The following is a 17,566-nucleotide window of genomic DNA, read 5'->3' as shown; positions in this document are numbered from 1 at the left end:
GAACCGCAAAGGTACCGGACCGCCGTTCGCCACGGCTGGTCAGCCGGAGGCTGTGCCGGTGGACCGCTCCTGTCTCGTCATCTGCTCCGCCAGCAGGATGGCCGCCCGCAGCTGGTCGCGGCCCGGCCTGACCACGCGGGTGGCCGCGACGAGGGTGAAGTGGCCGATGACGTGCTCGCCACGACTCACCGGGATCACCGTGACGAGGTCGGTCGGGAGCCCGCGACGGTCGACCCGGAGGTCGCGCCCGTCGGTGCGCACCACCCCGTCGCGTCCGACGACCGGCGCGTTCGGGCTCGGCTCCCCCGCCGTCCAGGCCACCCGGTCGACCCCGAGCACCGTCTTCATCGCGGCACCGATCGTCTTCGGGAGGGCGGCATCCGACCCGGTGGCGATGACGTCGGACAGACCCAGCACCCCGTCGATGTAACCGGACCTCATCCGGGCGGCCACCTGCTGACGGTGCCCCCACAAGGCCAGCTCGGTCACGGCGAGCCCCACGACGACCAGCACGACCGCGACCTCGACGTTGTCGCGGTCGTAGATCGACAGGCTGTAGTACGGCACGGTGAGGAAGAAGTCGAAGGCCACCGCGGCCGAGACGGCCGAGGCGACGCCCGCCGCACGGTCACCGGTCGCGGAGACCCCGACCACCGCCAACACGAGCACCAGCGCCGCCGTGCTGGGGGTCAGCTGGCCGCGAAGCAGCGCCAGCACGGCAGCGAGCAGGATGGGAACGCCCACGGCGGCCCAGCGCAGCACTCCGCGGTGGGTCGTCATCCAGTCAACGGACATAGTCACCACGCAACCACTCGTGACCCCATGGCGGGGGTGCCCCGACGGCATCCTGACGACGTCTTGACGCGTTCCTGACGGGCGGCTGGAGCCTGATGCAGAATGGGCGACCCGACGAAAAGGTGACCGATGACGATGCACGCCGACGAGATCCCCGTCGACGACGTGCTCGTTGCCCGGCTCGTGGCCGACCGGTTTCCCGAGCTGGCCGGGTTGCCGGTGCGGCGGGTTCGCTCCACCGGAACGGTCAACGCCATCTTCCGGGTCGGTGAACACCACTGTGCCCGGATGCCGCTGACCCCCAGCTGGGCGTCTGACCTCGACCGCGAGCTGGCCTGGCTTCCCACCCTGGCTGCTCACCTCCCGATGCGCGTCCCGAGGCCGGTAGGGCGAGGAACGGCGAGCGAGGCCTACCCGCACGCCTGGGCCCTTTTCGACTGGATCGACGGTCAGCCGTATGCGGCCCCGCTCGTCGACGAGTCGCAGGCGGCCGTCGAGCTGGCGGGGTTCGTCACCGCGCTGCGCGGCATCCCGGTCGTAGGTGGTGAGCCGCACGCCGGCCGAGCACCGTTGGCCTCGCTCGACGACGACACCCGCGCAGCCTTGCGAGAAGGCGGCGCGCTCGGCCTGGTCGACGAGGTCGCTGCCCTGGCCGCATGGGACGGCGCCCTGCAGGCGCCGCCGTTCTCGGGCGACGCGGAGGTCACGCAGGGGGGCAGTAACGACGGGCCCGCCGTGTGGATCCATGCCGATCTGCTCCCACCGAACGTGCTCGTGCACGCGGGCCGGCTGGCGGCCGTGATCGACTTCGGCACCGTCGGGGTCGGTGACCCCGCCGCCGACGTCATCCCGGCCTGGACGATGTTCGGCCCGGCAGCTCGGGCCACCTACCGATCGTCGCTCGACGTCGACGACGGCACCTGGGCTCGGGCCCGCGGCTACGCACTCACCCAGGCCGCCATGATCGTGCCATACTACGTCACGACGAACCCACTGTTCTGCGAGATGGCGCGCCGCACCATCTCCGCCGTAATCGAGCATCAGGGCCCGTGACGGACGTCGTCGCAAAGGTTCTATCGCGCCGACGAACCCCGCGCTAGCGTCACTGCCATGACGAGCACCTCGACCTTCACGACCTCTGACTTCGACCTCACCGACTACGTACCGGCCATCACCACCGGGCTGCCTACCGGCCACCTGCGGATGAACAAGACGTACGTCGGCCAGGTGGAGGGACGCAGCGTCACCCAGTTCACCTCGGCCTTCGACCAGTCGAGCGGGGTGGGCACCTACGTGGCGATGGAGTCGTTCGAGGGCACCGTCGACGGCCGGCCCGGCGCCTTCAACTTCGCGCACGCCGCCTCGACGAGCGGCTCCGACCGGTCTGACGAGTACGGCGTCATCGTGACCGGCAGCGGCACCGGCGAGCTCGACGGCATCCGGGGAACAGTGCGGCTGCGAATCGAGGCCGACGGCACGCACCACATGGACTTCGACCACAACCTTTGAGTCGACGACAACCACCACGTGCCTGTCGCAGGGATCGGAGCAAGACGGTGACCTCACTTGAGCAACGGCTTCTCCGTGGCGCGTTTCGCTCTGCGCGTAGTCGGCTCCTCCGGCCGCCTCGGCGTGCGAGCCTGAGACCACCAGACGAACGGAGACGTGCATGACCCAGATCGCACCACGGGCCGAGACCCGGCTGCCCACCCGCGCTCGGGCCCTGCGTCGTCGCCGACCACTGCTGCGAGAGGTCTACGGCGCGCTGATCCGCCGTCTCCGTGCCCGGCAGGGCCGCACCCTCAACGATGTCGCCACCCGGGCCGGCGTGTCGGTCGCGTACCTCTCCGAGATCGAGCGTGGCCTGAAGGAACCGTCGTCAGAGGTGCTCGAGGCGGTGTGCACGGCCCTGGGTTCTAGCATTGCCCATCTCGTCGGAGCAGCCCACCGTGAGCTGATGCTCGAGGCCGGTGGGGCCGGACTCGACGTGGGCGGGCTCGACGTGGTCGGTCTCGACACCGAAGACCTCGACGGATCTGACGATGTGGTCGGGGCGGTCGTGCTTGACCTGACCCGAAGGCCTGCCGGTCGGTCGAGCATCGCCGCCGAACCGGTCGTCGAGGCCCCGGCCCGCAGCGGCGAGGTCAGCCTCGTCGCAGCCTGACCCGGCGTCGCGCCCAAGCCACCAGACCGGCACCGATCGCCAGCAGCGACACCACGACCCAGTTGCGTTGGGTGCGGTCGAGCGCGTTGCCCGCTGCTCGGCCGAGCACCACGACGCCGACGGGGGTCGGAGCAAAGCGCACCCGCCCCCGTTCGTCGAGCCGAGCGCGGCCCAGATCGTGCCCCTGTGACGTCAGCCGAACGCTGGTTCCGGCGAAGACGTCACGCGGAAAACTGATCGGCAGATCGCGGGTCAGCGACCGACCCGGGAGGCTACGGAACAGCGTCGCGGGCGCCGCCACATCGAGAACCAGGCCCGATGCGTCGTTGCTCAGATGCGCCCTGGCCGTTCCGTGCGGGCCGCTGACCTCCATGGAGAGGTCGGCGACGTAGGTCAGCGACCCCTGCGCGCGGGCGTCAGCCACCCTGCACGGCGCCCCGGTTGTCCTTGTCGGTGGTCGTGATGCGCAGCGTGCCGTTGAGCTTCCAGGTGGCGTGCTCGCTGTCGGGCCCGGTCGTGCGAGGCACCTCGACGGCCATGTCGACGAAGGTGTAGTCGATGGCGGCCTCCTTGCCGGTGAGGTAGCTCCACATGTCGCGACCGAAGTCGGAGATGGACGTCGGTTCGGTGGCATTGCTCTGGCTCATGAAAGCTCCTGATCGAAAAAGTAGTCGGTCCAGCAACTATGTGGCACAGACCCCGCCACCGCTACTGCTACTCCCCGGCGCGGGCTGCCCACCGCCGTTGAATCAGCTTGTCTCGTAGACCGCTTCGACGTCTGAAGCTCGCACGATCACCTCGTCGACGATGCCGAAAGCCAGCGCCTCGGATGCCGTCAGCACCTTGTCGCGGTCGGTGTCGACTCGCAGCTGTGCCGTCGACCGCCCGGTGTGACGACTCAGCACCTCCTCCACCTGAGCGCGCACGCGCAGCAGCTCGTCGGCCTGCAGTGCGAGGTCGCTCACAGTGCCCTGCCCGCCCGCCGACGGCTGGTGCAGCAGCACCCTGGAGTGGCGCAGGGCGAACCGTCGACCCGGCTCGCCGGCGGCCAGCAGTACCGCAGCGGCAGAGGCGGCCTGGCCCAGACAGAAGGTCGCCACCGGAGTCGGCACGAACTGCATCGTGTCGTACATCGCCATCAGAGACGTGAACGACCCTCCTGGGCTGTTGATGTAGAGCGCGACCTCACGGTCAGGATTCACGTCGGCCAGGTGCAGCAGCTGGGCCATCACGACGTTGGCCACACCGTCGTCGATCTCGGTGCCCACGAAGATGATCCGCTCCTGGAGCAGACGGCTGTAGATATCGAAGCTGCGCTCCCCCGCGGGCGTCTTCTCGATGACGTACGGGATCGTGTAGCTGCTGGCCGTCGGTCGCGTCGACCCCGTCTTCTGCTGCGGCAGTGGCCAGCTCATCTCAGGCCCACCTTGCGCTCGACGCCGGCCGGCCGAACGTCAGCCAGCGTGGTCACGACGTGGTCGACGATGCCGTACTCCTGCGCCTCGACGGCGCTGAACCAGCGGTCGCGGTCGCTGTCGGCCGTGATCTGGTCGACACTCTGCCCGGTGTGTTCGGCCTGCAGCTCGTTGACCCGCTGCTTGACGACCTTGAGGTTGCCGGCCTGCACCTCCACGTCAGCAGCCGTGCCCTGGATGCCCGCCGATGGCTGGTGCATCATGATCCGGGCGTTCGGCAGGGCGAAGCGTTTGCCGGGCGCCCCTGCGCCCAGAAGGAACTGGCCCATACTGGCCGCGAACCCGAGGGCGAGCGTGCCGACCTCGTTGGGGATGACCCGCATCGTGTCGTAGATCGCCAGGCCGGCGGTGACAGACCCACCGGGTGAGTTGATGTACAGGCTGATGTCAGCGCGTGGGTCACGGGCGGAGAGGAGAAGCAGCTGAGCGGTGATGCGGTTGGCGATCGGGTCGTCTACCTCAGCGCCGAGAACGATGATCCGCTGGTAGAGCAGCTGCATCGAGAGCTGTTCGTCGAGCAGGGCGGGACTGAGTGGCTGAGTGGTCATGCCTTCAGCGTGCGCGACCCCGGCGGCATCCGGGGTCCCTATCTGCCGCAGGCGAATTCGCCAACAGCGAATGACGGCTCTTCAGGCCGCTGTCGGGCCGAGCACCACCGCAGCCGGCAAGTCGTTCGTCTCAGCGTCTCGCCACTGCGCCGGCGCAGGACCGAGCGCGTTCAGGGCGGCCACCTGCTCCGCGCACCAGGGCGACACGGTGGCGCGGCCGGCGATGACATCGCCCGCGAAGCCGGCCCAGTCGACCCGCCCGTGCCAACCCACCTCGCCGGCGTCGGGTCGTACGACAGCACCCTCGCGCAGCCGGGCCACGAGCACCGGGCACAGCTCGTTCTCGACCACCTCGTTCATCTCGGCCCGGTAGGCGAAGTCGGCCAGCACGAGACGCACGTCGACGACGTCGCTGACGTCGATGCCGAGCTCACGGTTGGCCCGCCGGCGAACGGCATCCACGAGAGACTCACCCGGGGCCGGATGACCGCACACCGAGTTGGTGAGCACCCCGGGGAAAGTCGCCTTGTCGCTCGCTCGGCGGGTGACGACCAGGTTGCCGTCATGGTCGAAGAGGTAGCACGAGAAGCCGAGGTGCAACGGAGTCGTGCGGTGGTGCACGCCGCTCTTGGCCGCGGTGCCGATCGCCGAGCCGTCGTCGGCGAGCAGCACGACCAGCTCTGGGGTGATCTGGCCGGCCGGGTCACGAAGGTCCGTCATGGGCCCACCCTAAGGAAGACCGGGTAGGTTTCGTGGCAACGCCCACGCCTGAGTCGCCGTGGGCGGTCGGGCTCGAGAGCAGGGGGAGCAGGATGGAAGCCGACGTCGTCGTCGTGGGTGCGGGGCTGGCGGGCCTGGTCGCGACCGCAGAGCTGGCCGATGCCGGCAAGCGGGTGGTGCTGCTCGACCAGGAGAGCGCGGCCAACCTCGGGGGGCAGGCCTTCTGGAGCTTCGGGGGCCTGTTTCTGGTCGACTCGCCCGAGCAACGACGGCTGGGTGTCAAGGACAGTCTCGAGCTGGCCACGCAAGACTGGTTCGGCTCCGCGCAGTTCGACCGGGCCGAGGACTACTGGCCCAAGCAGTGGGCCGAGGCGTACCTGAGCTTCGCCGCGGGTGAGAAGCGGGCCTGGCTGCACCAGCAGGGCCTTCGCCTCTTTCCCGTCGTCGGCTGGGCCGAGCGGGGCGACGGACGCGCTGACGGCCACGGAAACTCGGTGCCGCGCTTTCACGTGACCTGGGGGACCGGGCCCGGAGTGGTCGAGCCGTTCGAGCGACGGGTGCGCGAGGCGATGGCCCGCGGCCTGGTGACCCTGGCCTTTCGCCACCGCGTCGACGACCTCGTGCTGAGCGGCGGCCAGGTCACCGGTGTGCGCGGCGCCCTACTGGAAGACGACGACGCTGCTCGCGGAAAGGCCAGCAGCCGCAAGGAGATCGGCGACTTCGAGATCTCCGCCCAGGCCGTGGTCGTCACGAGCGGGGGCATCGGCGGCAACCTCGACCTCGTGCGGCGCGCCTGGCCCGCACGGCTCGGCCGGCCGCCGTCGACGATGGTGGCCGGTGTGCCCGCCCACGTCGACGGCCGCATGCTCGGCATCACCCGCACGGCCGGCGGCAACGTCATCAACGCCGACCGGATGTGGCACTACACGGAGGGCCTGCGCAACTGGGACCCGGTGTGGGACAACCACGGCATCCGCATCCTGCCCGGGCCGTCCTCGCTCTGGGTCGATGCGACGGGGCGCCGGTTCCCAGCGCCGTTGTTCCCCGGCTTCGACACCCTCGGCACCCTCGGGCACATCATGCGCTCAGGGCACGACTACTCGTGGTTCGTGCTGACCCAGCGCATCATCGAGAAGGAGTTCGCGCTGTCGGGGTCGGAGCAGAACCCAGACCTCACCGGCAAGAACGTGAGCCAGGTGCTCGGGCGACTCAAACCGGGAGCGCCTGGCCCCGTCGAGGCGTTCAAGCAGCACGGCGCCGACTTTGTCGTGGCAACCGGCGTGAGCGAGCTGGTGCGCAAGATGAACGCCCTCACCGGTGACGACCTCATCGACGAGGACTCCCTGCGCCGCACCATCGTGGCCCGCGACAACGAGATCGCGAACGACTTCACCAAGGACGCGCAGGTGACCGCGATCCGCGGTGCGCGAAACTACCGTGGCGACAAGCTCATCCGGGTCGCGTCGCCGCACCGCCTGCTCGACCCGAAGGCCGGGCCCCTCATCGCCGTGCGACTCAACATCCTCACTCGCAAGACTCTCGGAGGCCTCGAGACCGACCTCTCCGGCCGGGTCCTGCGACCCGGGGGCGAGCCGCTCGCTGGTGTCTACGCAGCCGGTGAGGTCAGCGGCTTCGGAGGCGGCGGCATTCACGGCTACAACTCCCTGGAGGGCACCTTTCTCGGAGGCTGCATCTTCAGCGGACGGGTGGCCGGGCGGGCGGCGGCCGCCGCCCTCTGATGCTCCTTGCAGACCGCCCTAAAGCACTGTCAGAGGCGACCCCGGATCGGGGTGCGCTCAGCCGGATCTCCGCCGTCGGGCATGACCATCTCGGCGCGCACTCCGAGCAGTCGCACCTCACGTTCCGGGTCAAGACGTCCGGCCAGCGCCAGGGCCGCCGCGATGACATCGCCTCGGTCGGTCGTGGGTGCGGCCAGCTTCTTGGCCTTGGTGGAGGTGAAGAAGGGGGCGTAGCGAACCTTGAGAGTCACCCTGAAGACGGATCGGCCATCGGCCACCGTGTCGTCGAAGGCCTGCGACGCGAGCTCCCGCACAGCAGCCGCGACCTCCTCGGGAGTCGTGAGGTTGCGCTGGTAGGTCGTCTCGCGGCTGTGGCCCCGGGCGATCCAGGGGCTGTCGTCGACCACTGTGCTGCCCATCCCTCGACCGAGCTGGCCGTACCACAGCCCCATGCGCGGGCCGAACTCCCCTACCAACACCGGCTCGTCGGTGTCGGCCAGCTGTCGAACGGTGTCTATCCCGTGCTTCGCCAGCCGTTGTGACACCTTCGAGCCCACCCCCCACAGCTCGATGGTGGGCAGCTCGCCCATCACCTCGAACCAGTTGTCGGCCGTCAGCCGGAACACCCCTCGCGGCTTACCGAAGTCGGTGGCGATCTTCGCCCGCACCTTGTTGTCACCGATACCGACCGAGCAGTGCAGCCGAGTCGACTTGAGCACCGCAGCCTGCGCACGTCGCGCGAACGCCTCGGGGTCATCACTCTCGATCCCGAGGAACGCCTCATCCCAACCGAGCACCTCGACCACCACCCCGAGAGACCGGAGGCTGGCCATCACCTGTTCGGATGCCGCCGTGTACGCCGGGGCGTCGACGGGGAGGAGGACGGCATCCGGCACCTTGCGAGCCGCCAGCCGCAGCGGCATCCCCGAGCCGACGCCGTAACGGCGAGCCTCGTACGACGCGGTCGAGACGACGGCGCGCTCGGCGGGGTCGCCGCGGCCACCGACGATGACCGGCAGCCCGACCAGCTCAGGGCGTCGCAGCACCTCGACGGCCGCGATGAACTGGTCGAGGTCGACGTGCAGCACCCACGGGGTCTCGCTCATGTGCCCCGTGTCACCGACGCCTGCGGCCGCGAGTCCCGACCGCGTAGCCCGGGTCCGAGCTGTTCACCTTGCGGCGCCGGGAGCGTCGGCGGCAGATTCTCGGTCGAGACCGGTACGAGCGGCAGAGCGGCGACGCTCGGCCTCGTCCTGCTCTGTAGCGGCGGTCATCATGCCGCGGTAGAGCAGAACCGAGGTCAGGCCGGTGACCAGCCAGGCCGCCACCGCGAGCGCGGGGGCGTCATGGGCACCGCCCACCTCCGAACGCAGCAGGTGCAGCCCGGCCGCGACCGCACCCGTGACCACGGCCGCCACGAACCAGATCACGGTCGCCCGTGTCATCGACGTTCCCACGACGTCACTCTCGCACAGGCACGACGCCGTGGCGCGGAATGGCTTGTCCAACGCGCACGCCGGTCACGATGGCCACCTAGCCTGGGTGGAGGCGTGCCGACGCCTACGCTGGGCCCATGAACCGACCCTTCCTCGCCGCCATCGGCGTCGTGCTCTTCCTGACGGGATGCCTCTGGACCTTGCAGGGTCTCGGCGTCATCGGTGGCAGCGCCATGTCGGGCAACACCGTGTGGGCCGTCATCGGGCCTGTCGTCGCCCTCCTGGGCGTGCTGCTCGCCGTGCGTTCCTCCCGAGACAGTCGCTGACGGCCGGCGGGTCGGGCGCCCTCGCCCCGGTACCGCCGACTGTTCGGTGCCCGCGACAGCTCGTGCCCGTGAGATCAGTGACCCTCGTGCCCCGCTCGCTCGACAGGCTCACCGACCTCGTCTTCTTCCGCCCGAGACTCCCACGGCAGCGGCTGGTCGCGCGCTGCCGGGTCGAGGGGGATGACGATGATGGGATGGTGCTGTCGATGCGCCAGGTGCACCGCCACCGAACCGTTGAAGAACTCGAGAGCACCGCTGCGCAGCCCTCGATCCCGGGTGCCGACGACGATGGCCACCGCGTCGAGCTCGTCGGCCAGCGTGGCCAGCTCCTGAGCGGGGTCGCCGGCGAGTGCCTGCAGGCGCCACTCGATACCCGACGGCTCCAGCAGCTCACGCACGTGGTCGGCGAGCCGCGGGTCGACGATCTCTTCGATGACGTCCGAGGCGTCGGAGTCGATCGAGAAGGCGGCCACGATTCCGACCGGATCATGACGAACCGTGTACCTCGTGTTGTCTACCGTGGCGAGCACAAGCTGCGCGTCGAGTCGCTGCGCGAACCTCATCGCCCCACGCACCACGCCGTCGGGCTGCCCTCGCTTGACCCCGACGACGAGCACCGACTGGGGCTCGCCACCCGGGGGGCGCTGTTGACCGGTCATGTTCCTTGCTACCACGAGGCCGGTGGCCACGGGTAGGGGCGGCCGGCACGGCGTTCATGGATCGGGCCCGACCAGCCTCGTGTAGCCTCGCAAAGCAGGTGATGGATCCCACCTGAGCGACAGCGCCCAAACCGCCCTACCGGCTGATGGTTCCTACCGAAACTCCGAGCGAGCGAAGGTGGGCAGCGCGTGCGAGAACCTCGTGACGAGCAGGGCGCCGACGAGGGTGACGACAGCGTTGGCGACACCGGCCTGATGCCGCTCGACCCCGATGTCGAGGTCGACGACCTCACCCCGGCGCACCAAGCCCGGCCGGTGCACCTGCGTTGGGCCCTGGTCGGGCTCGTCGCCCTGGGCGGTGCGCTCGGCACCGGGGCCCGCGAGGCGCTCAGCCTCGTGCTGCCCTCGACCGGTGCCTTCCCCCTCGCGATCTTCCTGGTGAACGTGACCGGCGCCTTCGCCCTCGGGATGCTGCTCGAGGTTCTGCTGCGGCACGGGCCCGACCACGGCATCCGCCGTTCGTTGCGCCTGCTGCTGGGCACCGGCTTCATGGGCGGCTACACCACCTACAGCACGCTCGCTGTAGGAGCGGGACAGTCGCTCGTCTCCGGGCAGCCACTGGTCGGGCTCGTCTACGCGGGCGGCAGTGTCGTGGTCGGCGCGGCCGCCGCGTTCGCAGGTGTGGCGGTGGCGAGCGAGCTGCACCGTCGACACGGGACCGACCGGCGGAGGCGGTCATGAGCCCGTTGGAGTTCGCGGCGGTCTGTGTGGCCGGTGGGCTGGGCGCTGCCCTGCGGTTCGTCGTCGACGGCCTGGTGCGGCAGCGAGTTCGCACCACCTTCCCGTTCGGCACCGCCGTCATCAACCTCAGCGGTTCGCTCGTGCTCGGCCTGCTGACCGGTCTGACTCTCTCGTCGGTCGTCTCGCCGGCGTGGGCGCTGGTCGCCGGAACCGGGCTCATGGGTGGCTACACGACCTTCAGCACCGCCAGTGTCGAGACGATGCGCCTGCTCCAGGAGCGTCGCTACGCTCTGGCCCTGGGCAACGGGTTCGTCGTGCTCGCCCTGACCGTGCTGCTCGGCCTGGTCGGCTTCTGGCTCGGTTCGGGGCTGTAGCGCCACGACCGCCGGGGGTCGAGGTCAGTGAGCGGCATCCGGGCCATCGGCGCCGGAGCGCTTCCGGGTCAGTGACCCTCACCGGCGTCGCTGACCCCACCAACGTCACCGACCCCACCGACCCCACTGCCGTCGGTGACGGAGTAGAGCCGGCCCGCCACCCAGGCGCCGAGCTGGTCGGCGAAGTGGGCGCTCTCCGCCTGAGCCGACGACCCGAACGGCACGACCCACCGGCTGCCCGAACGGTCGGACAGGTCCCACACGTAGCGGGCCACCGGGCCGAAGCTGCAGTCGTCGGAGACACCCGGAGTGCTACCGGCCGCCAGTACACACCCCTTGTCGCCACTCGGTGACGCCGTGACGTGCGGCAGACCCTCCAGCGGTTCGAGCGGGTGCACGGGCTCGAGCGTGTGTTCTACTCCCCACGGGGTGCCCGACCCAGGGCGCCTGACGTGGGTGGCCGCCGACTCCAACGCCCACCGCACGCCCTCTGCGACATCGACGCCCCGGGCACCGGCCCCTCGGGCGAGCGACGGCCAGGCCACGCCGACCTGCACGGTGACATCGAGCGGGGCGTCGAAAAGGCTCGAGTGGCCGGTGGGCTCGTGCAGCGCCGCGAGGGTCGGATGCCGGACCAACCACAGCACGAGGTGGTGGCGCCAGACGGCGAACACAGCCGCGCTCTCACTCTCGGCGTCGCTGTGACCGTTCCAGTCCAGCAGCCGCTCACGCACGACGGCCCCCGCGCCGGTCACCTCGGCCGCCTCGACGAGCTCGCGCATCAGCGCGGCCTGGCCGTTGAGCGTGTCGACGTGGATGGCGGCGCAGTCGTCGACGGTCAACGCCGGGCCCTGCTCGATCAGCTCACGAATACGCCTGGCACGAAAAGGACTTGCGTAGTCGACCCCGAGCCCTCCCCCGCTCGCCCGGTCGTTCGCACTCACCATCACGTCATCGACCTCGGTCACCCGGGCCGTCGCCCAGCCGGGATCCCAGACATGGCGCGCGTCCCACGCCGGCACGGGCAGCCACTGGTTGTCCGGATGCCGCTGGGGCACCCGGCCGACCACGAGGTGCCGCATCCGGCCCGCGGTGTCGGCGACCAGAGCGCTGTTGACCGGCTCCACCCAGAGCGTGAGCGCGGCTGACACGTCGTCGACGGTGCGTGAGCGCAGCAGGGGCAGGAAGGCGGCGAAGCCCAGGTCGAGCCCGACCTGGGTGGGCGTGCGGAGGCTGTACGTCGGGGGCGTTGCCTTCGGGTCGTCGGGCACCCCGAGCCCCGTGACGACAGGACCGCGGGCCGTGACCACCACCGGCACGGTGACGTCGGTCGAGTTGCGCACTCCCACCGTCTCGACCGCCTCCTCGACCGGCTCCCAACCGCGCAGGCCTCGCGCCCGCAGTCGGCCATCGGGCATGCGCTCCAGCTGCTCGAGGGTGAGGTCCTGATAGTCCGCCATGGCGTTGGTGATGCCCCAGGCGACGGAGCCGGCGTGTGCGAAATGCTGCACGCCGGGCACGCCGGGAAAGCTGAACCCGACGACGTCGAACTCGGGGCAGGCGAGCCCGATCTGCTGATAGCAGCTCGGGAGGTCGATGGTGCGGTGCGGGTCGCCGGCCAGCAACGGCTTACCGGTTGCCGTTCGACGGCCCCCCACCAGCCACGCGTTGCTGCCCGAGCCGGTCTCGCCGTCGGCCGCGAACAACGGTAGCCAGTCTTCTCCCAGCCGGTCGGCGACGCTGGCGTTGAACAGCTTCGACGGGAACGACCCGAACAACAGATGGATCCCCCAGAAGATGCCGAGGGGGGTCCAGGGCTCCCACGGTGGCGGGCTCTCGGCGTACGAGCTCAGACCCAGCAGGCGCAGCTCCTGGGCGCCCTGCAGGCCCAGCGGCATCCCCTCGTTGACGCCCGTGACGTAGGCGTCGACCCACGCCCGGGTGTCGGCGTCCAGCCCGAGGTAGCACTCGCGGGCCGTCGTCTCGAGACGCACCTGACGGGCGAAGCGGTCCCAGTCGAGACCGGCCGCCCCCTGGTACTGCGCCGTGCGACCTTGCATGCGCCAGCGTTGGTACTCCATGGGCCAGGCCTGGTCGAGGGCGGTCTGGTGCCCCTGCAGGCGTGCGAGCGCGAGCACGTCGTCAGCCCAGAGGTGCGGGATGCCTCGGGCGTCACGACGGACGCGTGGCGTCACTCGGCCCCTTTCATGTTGCCCCAGCCGTGGAAGCGCTCGACCTCGACGACGACCGTGACCCGGGGCCGGTCGCGAACCGGGTAGGGCCCGCCTCCGTAGTGCGTCGAGATCCGGTCGATGTCCACGAGGTCGACATCATCGGTGATCGAGGCCACCCGGCCCTGGAGACTGATGTGGGTGTACCAGTCGTCGGGGTCCATGGCACTCAGGCTCATCCGCCCGTCGTGGCGCAGGTGAGCGAGCCGAGTGCGGCCGGCGTCGAGGTTGACCACGATGTGGTCGTTCTCGAAGAGGTACCAGGTGGGCACCGAGACAGGGGCCCCGTCACGCCGCACGGTGCTCATCGTGGCGATGTTGGGCCGGGCCAGGAAGGCCGTGGCCTCGGGCGGAAGGGGTGAGGTGGGCATTGCCTCACTCTGTCACCGACGTGCTCGGATGGGCACCCGCGCGAAGGGTCGGTCAGCTTCGGGTGTCGGTGAACCGTCGTTCGATCTGGCGGAAGAAGGCGTCGGAGACGCTGCGATACTGCTGCGCCGTGAGCTGCACGGAGTCGCCGACTGCCAGCCCCAGCACCGAACGCGCCGGGTCGAGGGTCAGCTCAGGGTCTTCCATCACGGTGCCGCCGTTCTTGAGGAGCGAGGCCGCAATCAGGCGAACCTCGTTGAGCGCGTTGCCGTCTGTGCCTTCGAGCTCGCGCATCCGGTACACGAAGTAGCCCTCGAGCACGATGAGCATGTTGTTGAAGTACTCGGACTCCAGTGAGTCGACGGCGCTCTCCAGGTCAGATCCGTCGTCGCCGTGGCTGCGGGCCGCCATGACGACCTCGTGGAACACTCCCACCTGAGACTCGTCGCGGGCCCGACAGGACGCCACGTAGTCGGGGTCGTAGGCCTTCATCTCGAGCATGGCGACAGCCTAGGGCAGAGTCGTCAGCGGAGGTCTACGCGACGGACCGGGCGCATCAACAGTCCGGGTGCCTGTCGCTGGCCCAACTCTGGCTCATCTCTGACCCGTCCCTGCGCTCCCCCGCTCCTGCCGCTAGGGTCCCAAGCCATGGCGTACGGCGAACGCAATGTGCTCGGTGGTGTGCTCGACGAATGCGGCACCGAGCCGATGACCGGCTTCTACCGCGACGGCTGCTGCACCAGCGGCCCCGAAGACCGCGGCAGTCACACGATCTGCGCAGTGATGACGACGGAGTTCCTCGAGCACCAGCAGGGCGTGGGCAACGACCTGCTCACCCCCCGGCCCGAATGGCGCTTTCCGGGCCTGCGCCCCGGCGACCGGTGGTGCGTGGTAGCCGTGCGCTGGCTGCAGGCGCAGCGCGATGGGATGGCCGCCCCGGTGGTGCTGTCGGCCACGCACGAGCGGGCCCTCGACGTGGTACCGCTCCAGCTGTTGCAGGCCTACGCCGCTGACGTTCCCGACGACCCCAGCTCACTGCTCTGAACCGGCCCCAGAGACCTTCGACGCCATGACCTCCTCGCCGAACCTGCCCACCACGCAGCCGATCCCGTCGCTCGAACCCGACTGCTCCCGCTGTTTCGGCCTGTGCTGCGTGGCGCTGCCGTTCGCCCGCTCGGCCGACTTTCCGGTGAGCAAGTCGGCCGGTACTCCCTGCCGAAACCTCTCAGCCGACTTCTCGTGCGGCATCCACACCGGGCTGCGCGAGCAAGGTTGGAAGGGCTGCACCGTGTTCGACTGCTTCGGGGCCGGCCAGCAGGTCTCACAGGTGACGTTCGGTGGAGTGTCGTGGCGCGACGCGCCCGAGACCGCCTCGCAGATGTTTGCCGTGCTGCCGGTGATGCACCAGCTGCACGAGATGCTGGTTCATCTCTCGGAGGCCATCGCGTTGTCGTCGTCCAGTCCGCCGCCGGCGGCCCTGGCTCACGAGCTCGAGATGGCGCAGCGCGAGCTGACCGCCGTCACCGCCACGAGCGCCGAACAGCTGCTGCATGTCGACCTGACCGCCTGGCGCGGCCGCGTCGGCCCGCTGCTGCGCCAGACGAGCGAGCGGGTGCGGGCGGCGGCTCGGCGCCAATATGCGATCGGCCCCCCGGCCAGGCGCTTCCGACGACACGCCGACCTCGTGGGCGCCGACCTGAGTGGCCTCGATTTGCGAACGGCCGATCTGAACGGGGCCCTGCTCATCGGCGCCGACCTGCACGGCGCCGACCTGCGTCATGCCGATCTGCTCGGCGCCGACCTGCGCGATGCCGACCTGCGCGGCTCGCGTCTCGACACCGTGTTGTTCCTGACTCGCCCTCAGCTGGCGGCGGCCCGGCTGGGGTCAGCGCGCGCAGACGGCGACCAGCGGGAACAATGAGCGGCAACGGGCCGCACACCATGGCCGACCCGGTGCGAAGGGGAGCAGGATGCCGGTCAGGCAGGTCAGGGTGAACGGTCCGCGTACGGTGACCGCTGCCTTCGCGAGCCTTGTCGCCGGGCTGGCCACGGTCACGGGGTGCTCCTCGGACTCACCGGTGGAGCTGAACCAGACCCGACCGCCGGTGACGGTGACCGTCACCACCACGGTCACGGCATCCGCGACGAGCATCTCAGCAACGTCGCCGTCGAGCTCGCAGACGAACCAGCCGACGACGACCGGAGGTCCGTCGTCGGCAAGCCTGCCCTCGGGGCCCAACCGCCCGCCCCCCGGCCCGGCAAGTGGGACCTCCACCTCCGGCGGCGCGGTGCAGGCCCAGCTGGTGGCCCAGTACCAGGCCCTGGTCGCGCAGATCGGGGTCATCGACGCCCTGCCTCGCACGGGTGCTGCGGCCGGGTCGGCGCTCGACAACCTGACCGCCCGCTACCGGGCCCTGAGGGCCTCACCGGTTCCCTCGAAGGTCGACCGACCCAGCTACGTCGGACGGCTGTTCTCCCTCGAGCTGTTCGCAGCAGCAGCGGCCGACGAGGCGCGTGCGAGCTCACCCCAGGCGACCGCCCGCTACGACGTGATCCGCGCCCAGACTGCCACCTTGCTGGCTCTGGTCAACGGTGGGCTCGGCACCGCGCTGGCCCTTCCCGCCCCCGTGGCCGCGCAACCCACCACGTCGTCCGGGCTGAGGGCGACACCCTCGACCCGATAGGCCCGTCACCGCACCCATCGCAACCCCCTGGCACAGCCAGCGTGGCTCTGCTGGCCGCGCTGAAGCCACCACACCAACTGCGCGACGCGCCGCGCGACGCGCAACAAGGGTCGAAACCACGACACCAACTGCGCGACGCGCCGCGCGACGCGCAACAAGTGTCGAAACCACGACACCAACGGCGCGACGCGCTGCGCGACGCGCCGTGGGCCCGTTGCTTCGACCTCCTACACCGGCCCCAGCGGCGCGGATCAGCGCCGCGGCGGGCCGCTCTGCAGGTGTCGCGCCAGGCGCGAACGCGGCGCCGGTGCGCGCGACCACAGCGCCCGTTGCAGGGCCAGGGTGGCCCAGCCGGCCAGTCCCATCCCGACCACGTTGACGAGCAGCTGGAGGCCGCTGCCGCGCACCTCGCCCCACTGCCCGAACGCCAGACCGAGAGCCACGTTGCCGGCCGCCGGAATCGTCGTGACCGAGATGAACACGCCGTTGAGGCCACCGGTTCGCCCCGAGGTGACCGACAGCACCCCGGCTGCCGCTGCGAGCACCGCCACGATGAACGACCACTTGTTCGGGCTGTAGATGAAGTCGGTGTCGGGCCTGGGGCCGGTGAGCGTCGCGGCCGTCGCCCACCCGAGACCGCGCAGGGCCAGCCCGAAGGCCGTCGTCACCGCGATCGCCACCGCGAAGCCGACGACGAGCGCCCTGACCGCGGCGGCGAGCAGCAGCGGCCGACGGCGCACGAGCGCGAGCCCGAGCGCCGCAATGGCCCCGAACTCAGGGCCCAGCACCATCGCCCCGATGGTGAGGATCTGTGAGTCGATGACGATCGCGACCGAAGCGAGCAGCGTGGCCAGGGTCATGAACGACAAGAAGGTCCAGTTCAGCTCGGTGTCCTCGTACGAGCGGTGCGCGACCTGCGGCCACACCACGGCATCCGCGCTGCTCCCGGGCGTTCGGATGTCGGCCTCGTAGCCGGGCCGCGAGATCCACGTCGCCACCGAGTCGATCTCGACGCTCCCCCGTTCGTGCACGCCGAGGTCGCGCAGCTGCTCGATGACCGCGTCGGCACCTTCGCGCGCCACGTTCGCGTACAGCACGTCACCGACCGGCCGTAGCGCGGCGCCTCGGGAGATCGACAGGGTGCTGACCGCCGCACAATCGTTGAGGATGCCGGTCGCAGCCTCGGTGAGTTCGCTCGGGGTGGTGACGGTGAGTCGAAGCATGGCTCAGTGTGGCCTGCCACGGTCAACGGGTCATCGACCGGATGCCGCGCGCCCCCACCCGGCCCCGGTGGTGCCGTCGCCG

General features: G+C 70.2%; 24 protein-coding genes and 1 riboswitch. Of the genes, 10 read left to right on the top strand and 14 right to left on the bottom strand.

What is annotated here, in order from left to right; all coding sequences use genetic code 11:
• Window positions 1-39 precede the first annotated feature (39 nt).
• The gene (locus BA895_RS02195) at window positions 40-780 is read right to left on the bottom strand and encodes a DUF4118 domain-containing protein (RefSeq protein WP_070190193.1); all 741 of its coding nucleotides are present in this window, start codon (window positions 778-780) and stop codon (window positions 40-42) included.
• A 144-nt stretch (window positions 781-924) separates the two neighbouring features.
• Here BA895_RS02195 and BA895_RS02190 point away from each other — a divergent pair, with 144 nt between their 5' ends.
• The 3 genes from BA895_RS02190 to BA895_RS24770 all read left to right on the top strand — a co-directional run bounded on the left by BA895_RS02190 (window position 925) and on the right by BA895_RS24770 (window position 2,959).
• A complete protein-coding gene (locus BA895_RS02190) occupies window positions 925-1,848 on the top strand; it encodes an aminoglycoside phosphotransferase family protein (protein WP_070190192.1) in 924 nt (307 codons plus the stop codon).
• A gap of 57 nt (window positions 1,849-1,905) precedes the next feature.
• A complete protein-coding gene (locus tag BA895_RS02185) occupies window positions 1,906-2,304 on the top strand; it encodes a DUF3224 domain-containing protein (protein WP_070190191.1) in 399 nt (132 codons plus the stop codon).
• Window positions 2,305-2,464: 160 nt separating this feature from the next.
• Window positions 2,465-2,959 (top strand): helix-turn-helix domain-containing protein, encoded by a 495-nt coding sequence (locus BA895_RS24770; RefSeq protein ID WP_070190190.1) that lies wholly within the window; start codon window positions 2,465-2,467, stop codon window positions 2,957-2,959.
• On the opposite strand, the gene BA895_RS02175 is transcribed toward BA895_RS24770, so the two are convergent.
• From BA895_RS02175 to idi, 5 genes are all read right to left on the bottom strand, one after another.
• A complete protein-coding gene (locus BA895_RS02175) occupies window positions 2,940-3,383 on the bottom strand; it encodes a hypothetical protein (protein ID WP_070190189.1) in 444 nt (147 codons plus the stop codon). The two genes, BA895_RS24770 and BA895_RS02175, sit on opposite strands and share 20 nt — an antisense overlap.
• Complete coding sequence (locus tag BA895_RS02170; RefSeq protein WP_070190188.1) at window positions 3,376-3,606, bottom strand: hypothetical protein; 231 nt, start codon at window positions 3,604-3,606, stop codon at window positions 3,376-3,378. The genes BA895_RS02175 and BA895_RS02170 overlap by 8 nt, the downstream gene beginning before the upstream one ends.
• Before the next feature lie 102 nt (window positions 3,607-3,708).
• Window positions 3,709-4,374 (bottom strand): ClpP family protease, encoded by a 666-nt coding sequence (locus BA895_RS02165; protein ID WP_070190187.1) that lies wholly within the window; start codon window positions 4,372-4,374, stop codon window positions 3,709-3,711.
• Window positions 4,371-4,982 (bottom strand): ATP-dependent Clp protease proteolytic subunit, encoded by a 612-nt coding sequence (locus BA895_RS02160; protein ID WP_070190186.1) that lies wholly within the window; start codon window positions 4,980-4,982, stop codon window positions 4,371-4,373. Before BA895_RS02160 ends, BA895_RS02165 begins: the two co-directional genes overlap by 4 nt.
• An 81-nt stretch (window positions 4,983-5,063) precedes the next feature.
• Window positions 5,064-5,702, bottom strand: a complete 639-nt coding sequence (gene idi / locus BA895_RS02155) for an isopentenyl-diphosphate Delta-isomerase (protein ID WP_070190185.1) — start codon at window positions 5,700-5,702, stop codon at window positions 5,064-5,066.
• 92 nt (window positions 5,703-5,794) lie between these two features.
• Here idi and BA895_RS02150 point away from each other — a divergent pair, with 92 nt between their 5' ends.
• Window positions 5,795-7,441: an FAD-binding dehydrogenase gene (locus BA895_RS02150; protein ID WP_070190184.1), complete on the top strand. Its 1,647-nt coding sequence runs from the start codon at window positions 5,795-5,797 to the stop codon at window positions 7,439-7,441.
• A 29-nt stretch (window positions 7,442-7,470) separates the two neighbouring features.
• Here the strand turns inward: BA895_RS02150 and BA895_RS02145 are convergent, their stop codons facing one another.
• Window positions 7,471-8,547: a DNA polymerase IV gene (locus BA895_RS02145; RefSeq protein WP_070190183.1), complete on the bottom strand. Its 1,077-nt coding sequence runs from the start codon at window positions 8,545-8,547 to the stop codon at window positions 7,471-7,473.
• 63 nt (window positions 8,548-8,610) lie between these two features.
• Window positions 8,611-8,886, bottom strand: a complete 276-nt coding sequence (locus BA895_RS02140) for a hypothetical protein (RefSeq protein WP_070190182.1) — start codon at window positions 8,884-8,886, stop codon at window positions 8,611-8,613.
• A gap of 128 nt (window positions 8,887-9,014) precedes the next feature.
• Between BA895_RS02140 and BA895_RS02135 the strand changes: the two genes are divergently transcribed.
• Window positions 9,015-9,203, top strand: coding sequence for a hypothetical protein (locus tag BA895_RS02135; RefSeq protein WP_070190181.1), 189 nt, complete (start codon window positions 9,015-9,017; stop codon window positions 9,201-9,203).
• A gap of 74 nt (window positions 9,204-9,277) precedes the next feature.
• On the opposite strand, the gene BA895_RS02130 is transcribed toward BA895_RS02135, so the two are convergent.
• Complete coding sequence (locus BA895_RS02130; protein WP_070190180.1) at window positions 9,278-9,862, bottom strand: universal stress protein; 585 nt, start codon at window positions 9,860-9,862, stop codon at window positions 9,278-9,280.
• A gap of 88 nt (window positions 9,863-9,950) precedes the next feature.
• A riboswitch (Fluoride riboswitch) is annotated at window positions 9,951-10,025 on the top strand.
• Between the two features lie 26 nt (window positions 10,026-10,051).
• Here BA895_RS02130 and BA895_RS02125 point away from each other — a divergent pair.
• Window positions 10,052-10,603: a CrcB family protein gene (locus tag BA895_RS02125; protein ID WP_371327683.1), complete on the top strand. Its 552-nt coding sequence runs from the start codon at window positions 10,052-10,054 to the stop codon at window positions 10,601-10,603.
• Window positions 10,600-10,977, top strand: coding sequence for a fluoride efflux transporter CrcB (gene crcB, locus BA895_RS02120; RefSeq protein ID WP_070190178.1), 378 nt, complete (start codon window positions 10,600-10,602; stop codon window positions 10,975-10,977). Before BA895_RS02125 ends, crcB begins: the two co-directional genes overlap by 4 nt.
• 68 nt (window positions 10,978-11,045) lie before the next feature.
• On the opposite strand, the gene BA895_RS02115 is transcribed toward crcB, so the two are convergent.
• From BA895_RS02115 to BA895_RS02105, 3 genes are read right to left on the bottom strand one after another with little or no spacing between them, the layout of a single operon-like run.
• On the bottom strand, window positions 11,046-13,172 hold the full coding sequence (locus BA895_RS02115) for a penicillin acylase family protein (RefSeq protein WP_254666276.1): 2,127 nt from the start codon (window positions 13,170-13,172) through the stop codon (window positions 11,046-11,048).
• A complete protein-coding gene (locus BA895_RS02110; RefSeq protein WP_070190176.1) occupies window positions 13,169-13,579 on the bottom strand; it encodes a TIGR03618 family F420-dependent PPOX class oxidoreductase in 411 nt (136 codons plus the stop codon). The genes BA895_RS02115 and BA895_RS02110 overlap by 4 nt, the downstream gene beginning before the upstream one ends.
• A gap of 52 nt (window positions 13,580-13,631) precedes the next feature.
• Entirely contained in the window at window positions 13,632-14,078 is a 447-nt protein-coding gene (locus BA895_RS02105) for a hypothetical protein (protein WP_070190175.1), read from the bottom strand.
• A gap of 147 nt (window positions 14,079-14,225) precedes the next feature.
• Between BA895_RS02105 and BA895_RS02100 the strand changes: the two genes are divergently transcribed.
• Together BA895_RS02100 and BA895_RS02095 are read left to right on the top strand one after the other, a co-directional pair.
• Complete coding sequence (locus BA895_RS02100; RefSeq protein WP_070190174.1) at window positions 14,226-14,621, top strand: DUF2237 family protein; 396 nt, start codon at window positions 14,226-14,228, stop codon at window positions 14,619-14,621.
• A 25-nt stretch (window positions 14,622-14,646) separates the two neighbouring features.
• A complete protein-coding gene (locus tag BA895_RS02095) occupies window positions 14,647-15,498 on the top strand; it encodes a pentapeptide repeat-containing protein (RefSeq protein WP_070190173.1) in 852 nt (283 codons plus the stop codon).
• On the opposite strand, the gene BA895_RS02090 is transcribed toward BA895_RS02095, so the two are convergent.
• The gene (locus BA895_RS02090) at window positions 15,463-15,852 is read right to left on the bottom strand and encodes a hypothetical protein (protein WP_139142471.1); all 390 of its coding nucleotides are present in this window, start codon (window positions 15,850-15,852) and stop codon (window positions 15,463-15,465) included. The two genes, BA895_RS02095 and BA895_RS02090, sit on opposite strands and share 36 nt — an antisense overlap.
• Window positions 15,853-15,865: 13 nt before the next feature.
• Here BA895_RS02090 and BA895_RS02085 point away from each other — a divergent pair, with 13 nt between their 5' ends.
• Window positions 15,866-16,261, top strand: a complete 396-nt coding sequence (locus BA895_RS02085; RefSeq protein WP_070190171.1) for a hypothetical protein — start codon at window positions 15,866-15,868, stop codon at window positions 16,259-16,261.
• Between the two features lie 251 nt (window positions 16,262-16,512).
• On the opposite strand, the gene BA895_RS02080 is transcribed toward BA895_RS02085, so the two are convergent.
• Entirely contained in the window at window positions 16,513-17,484 is a 972-nt protein-coding gene (locus tag BA895_RS02080; RefSeq protein WP_070190170.1) for a DUF389 domain-containing protein, read from the bottom strand.
• Between the last annotated feature and the right edge of the window lie 82 nt (window positions 17,485-17,566).

It is taken from the genome of Humibacillus sp. DSM 29435 (assembly GCF_001758225.1).
In the GTDB taxonomy this organism is placed as follows: Bacteria; Actinomycetota; Actinomycetes; order Actinomycetales; family Dermatophilaceae; genus DSM-29435.
Note: the sequence above shows the minus strand (reverse complement) of the source record. Positions and strands in the feature narration are given on the sequence as shown.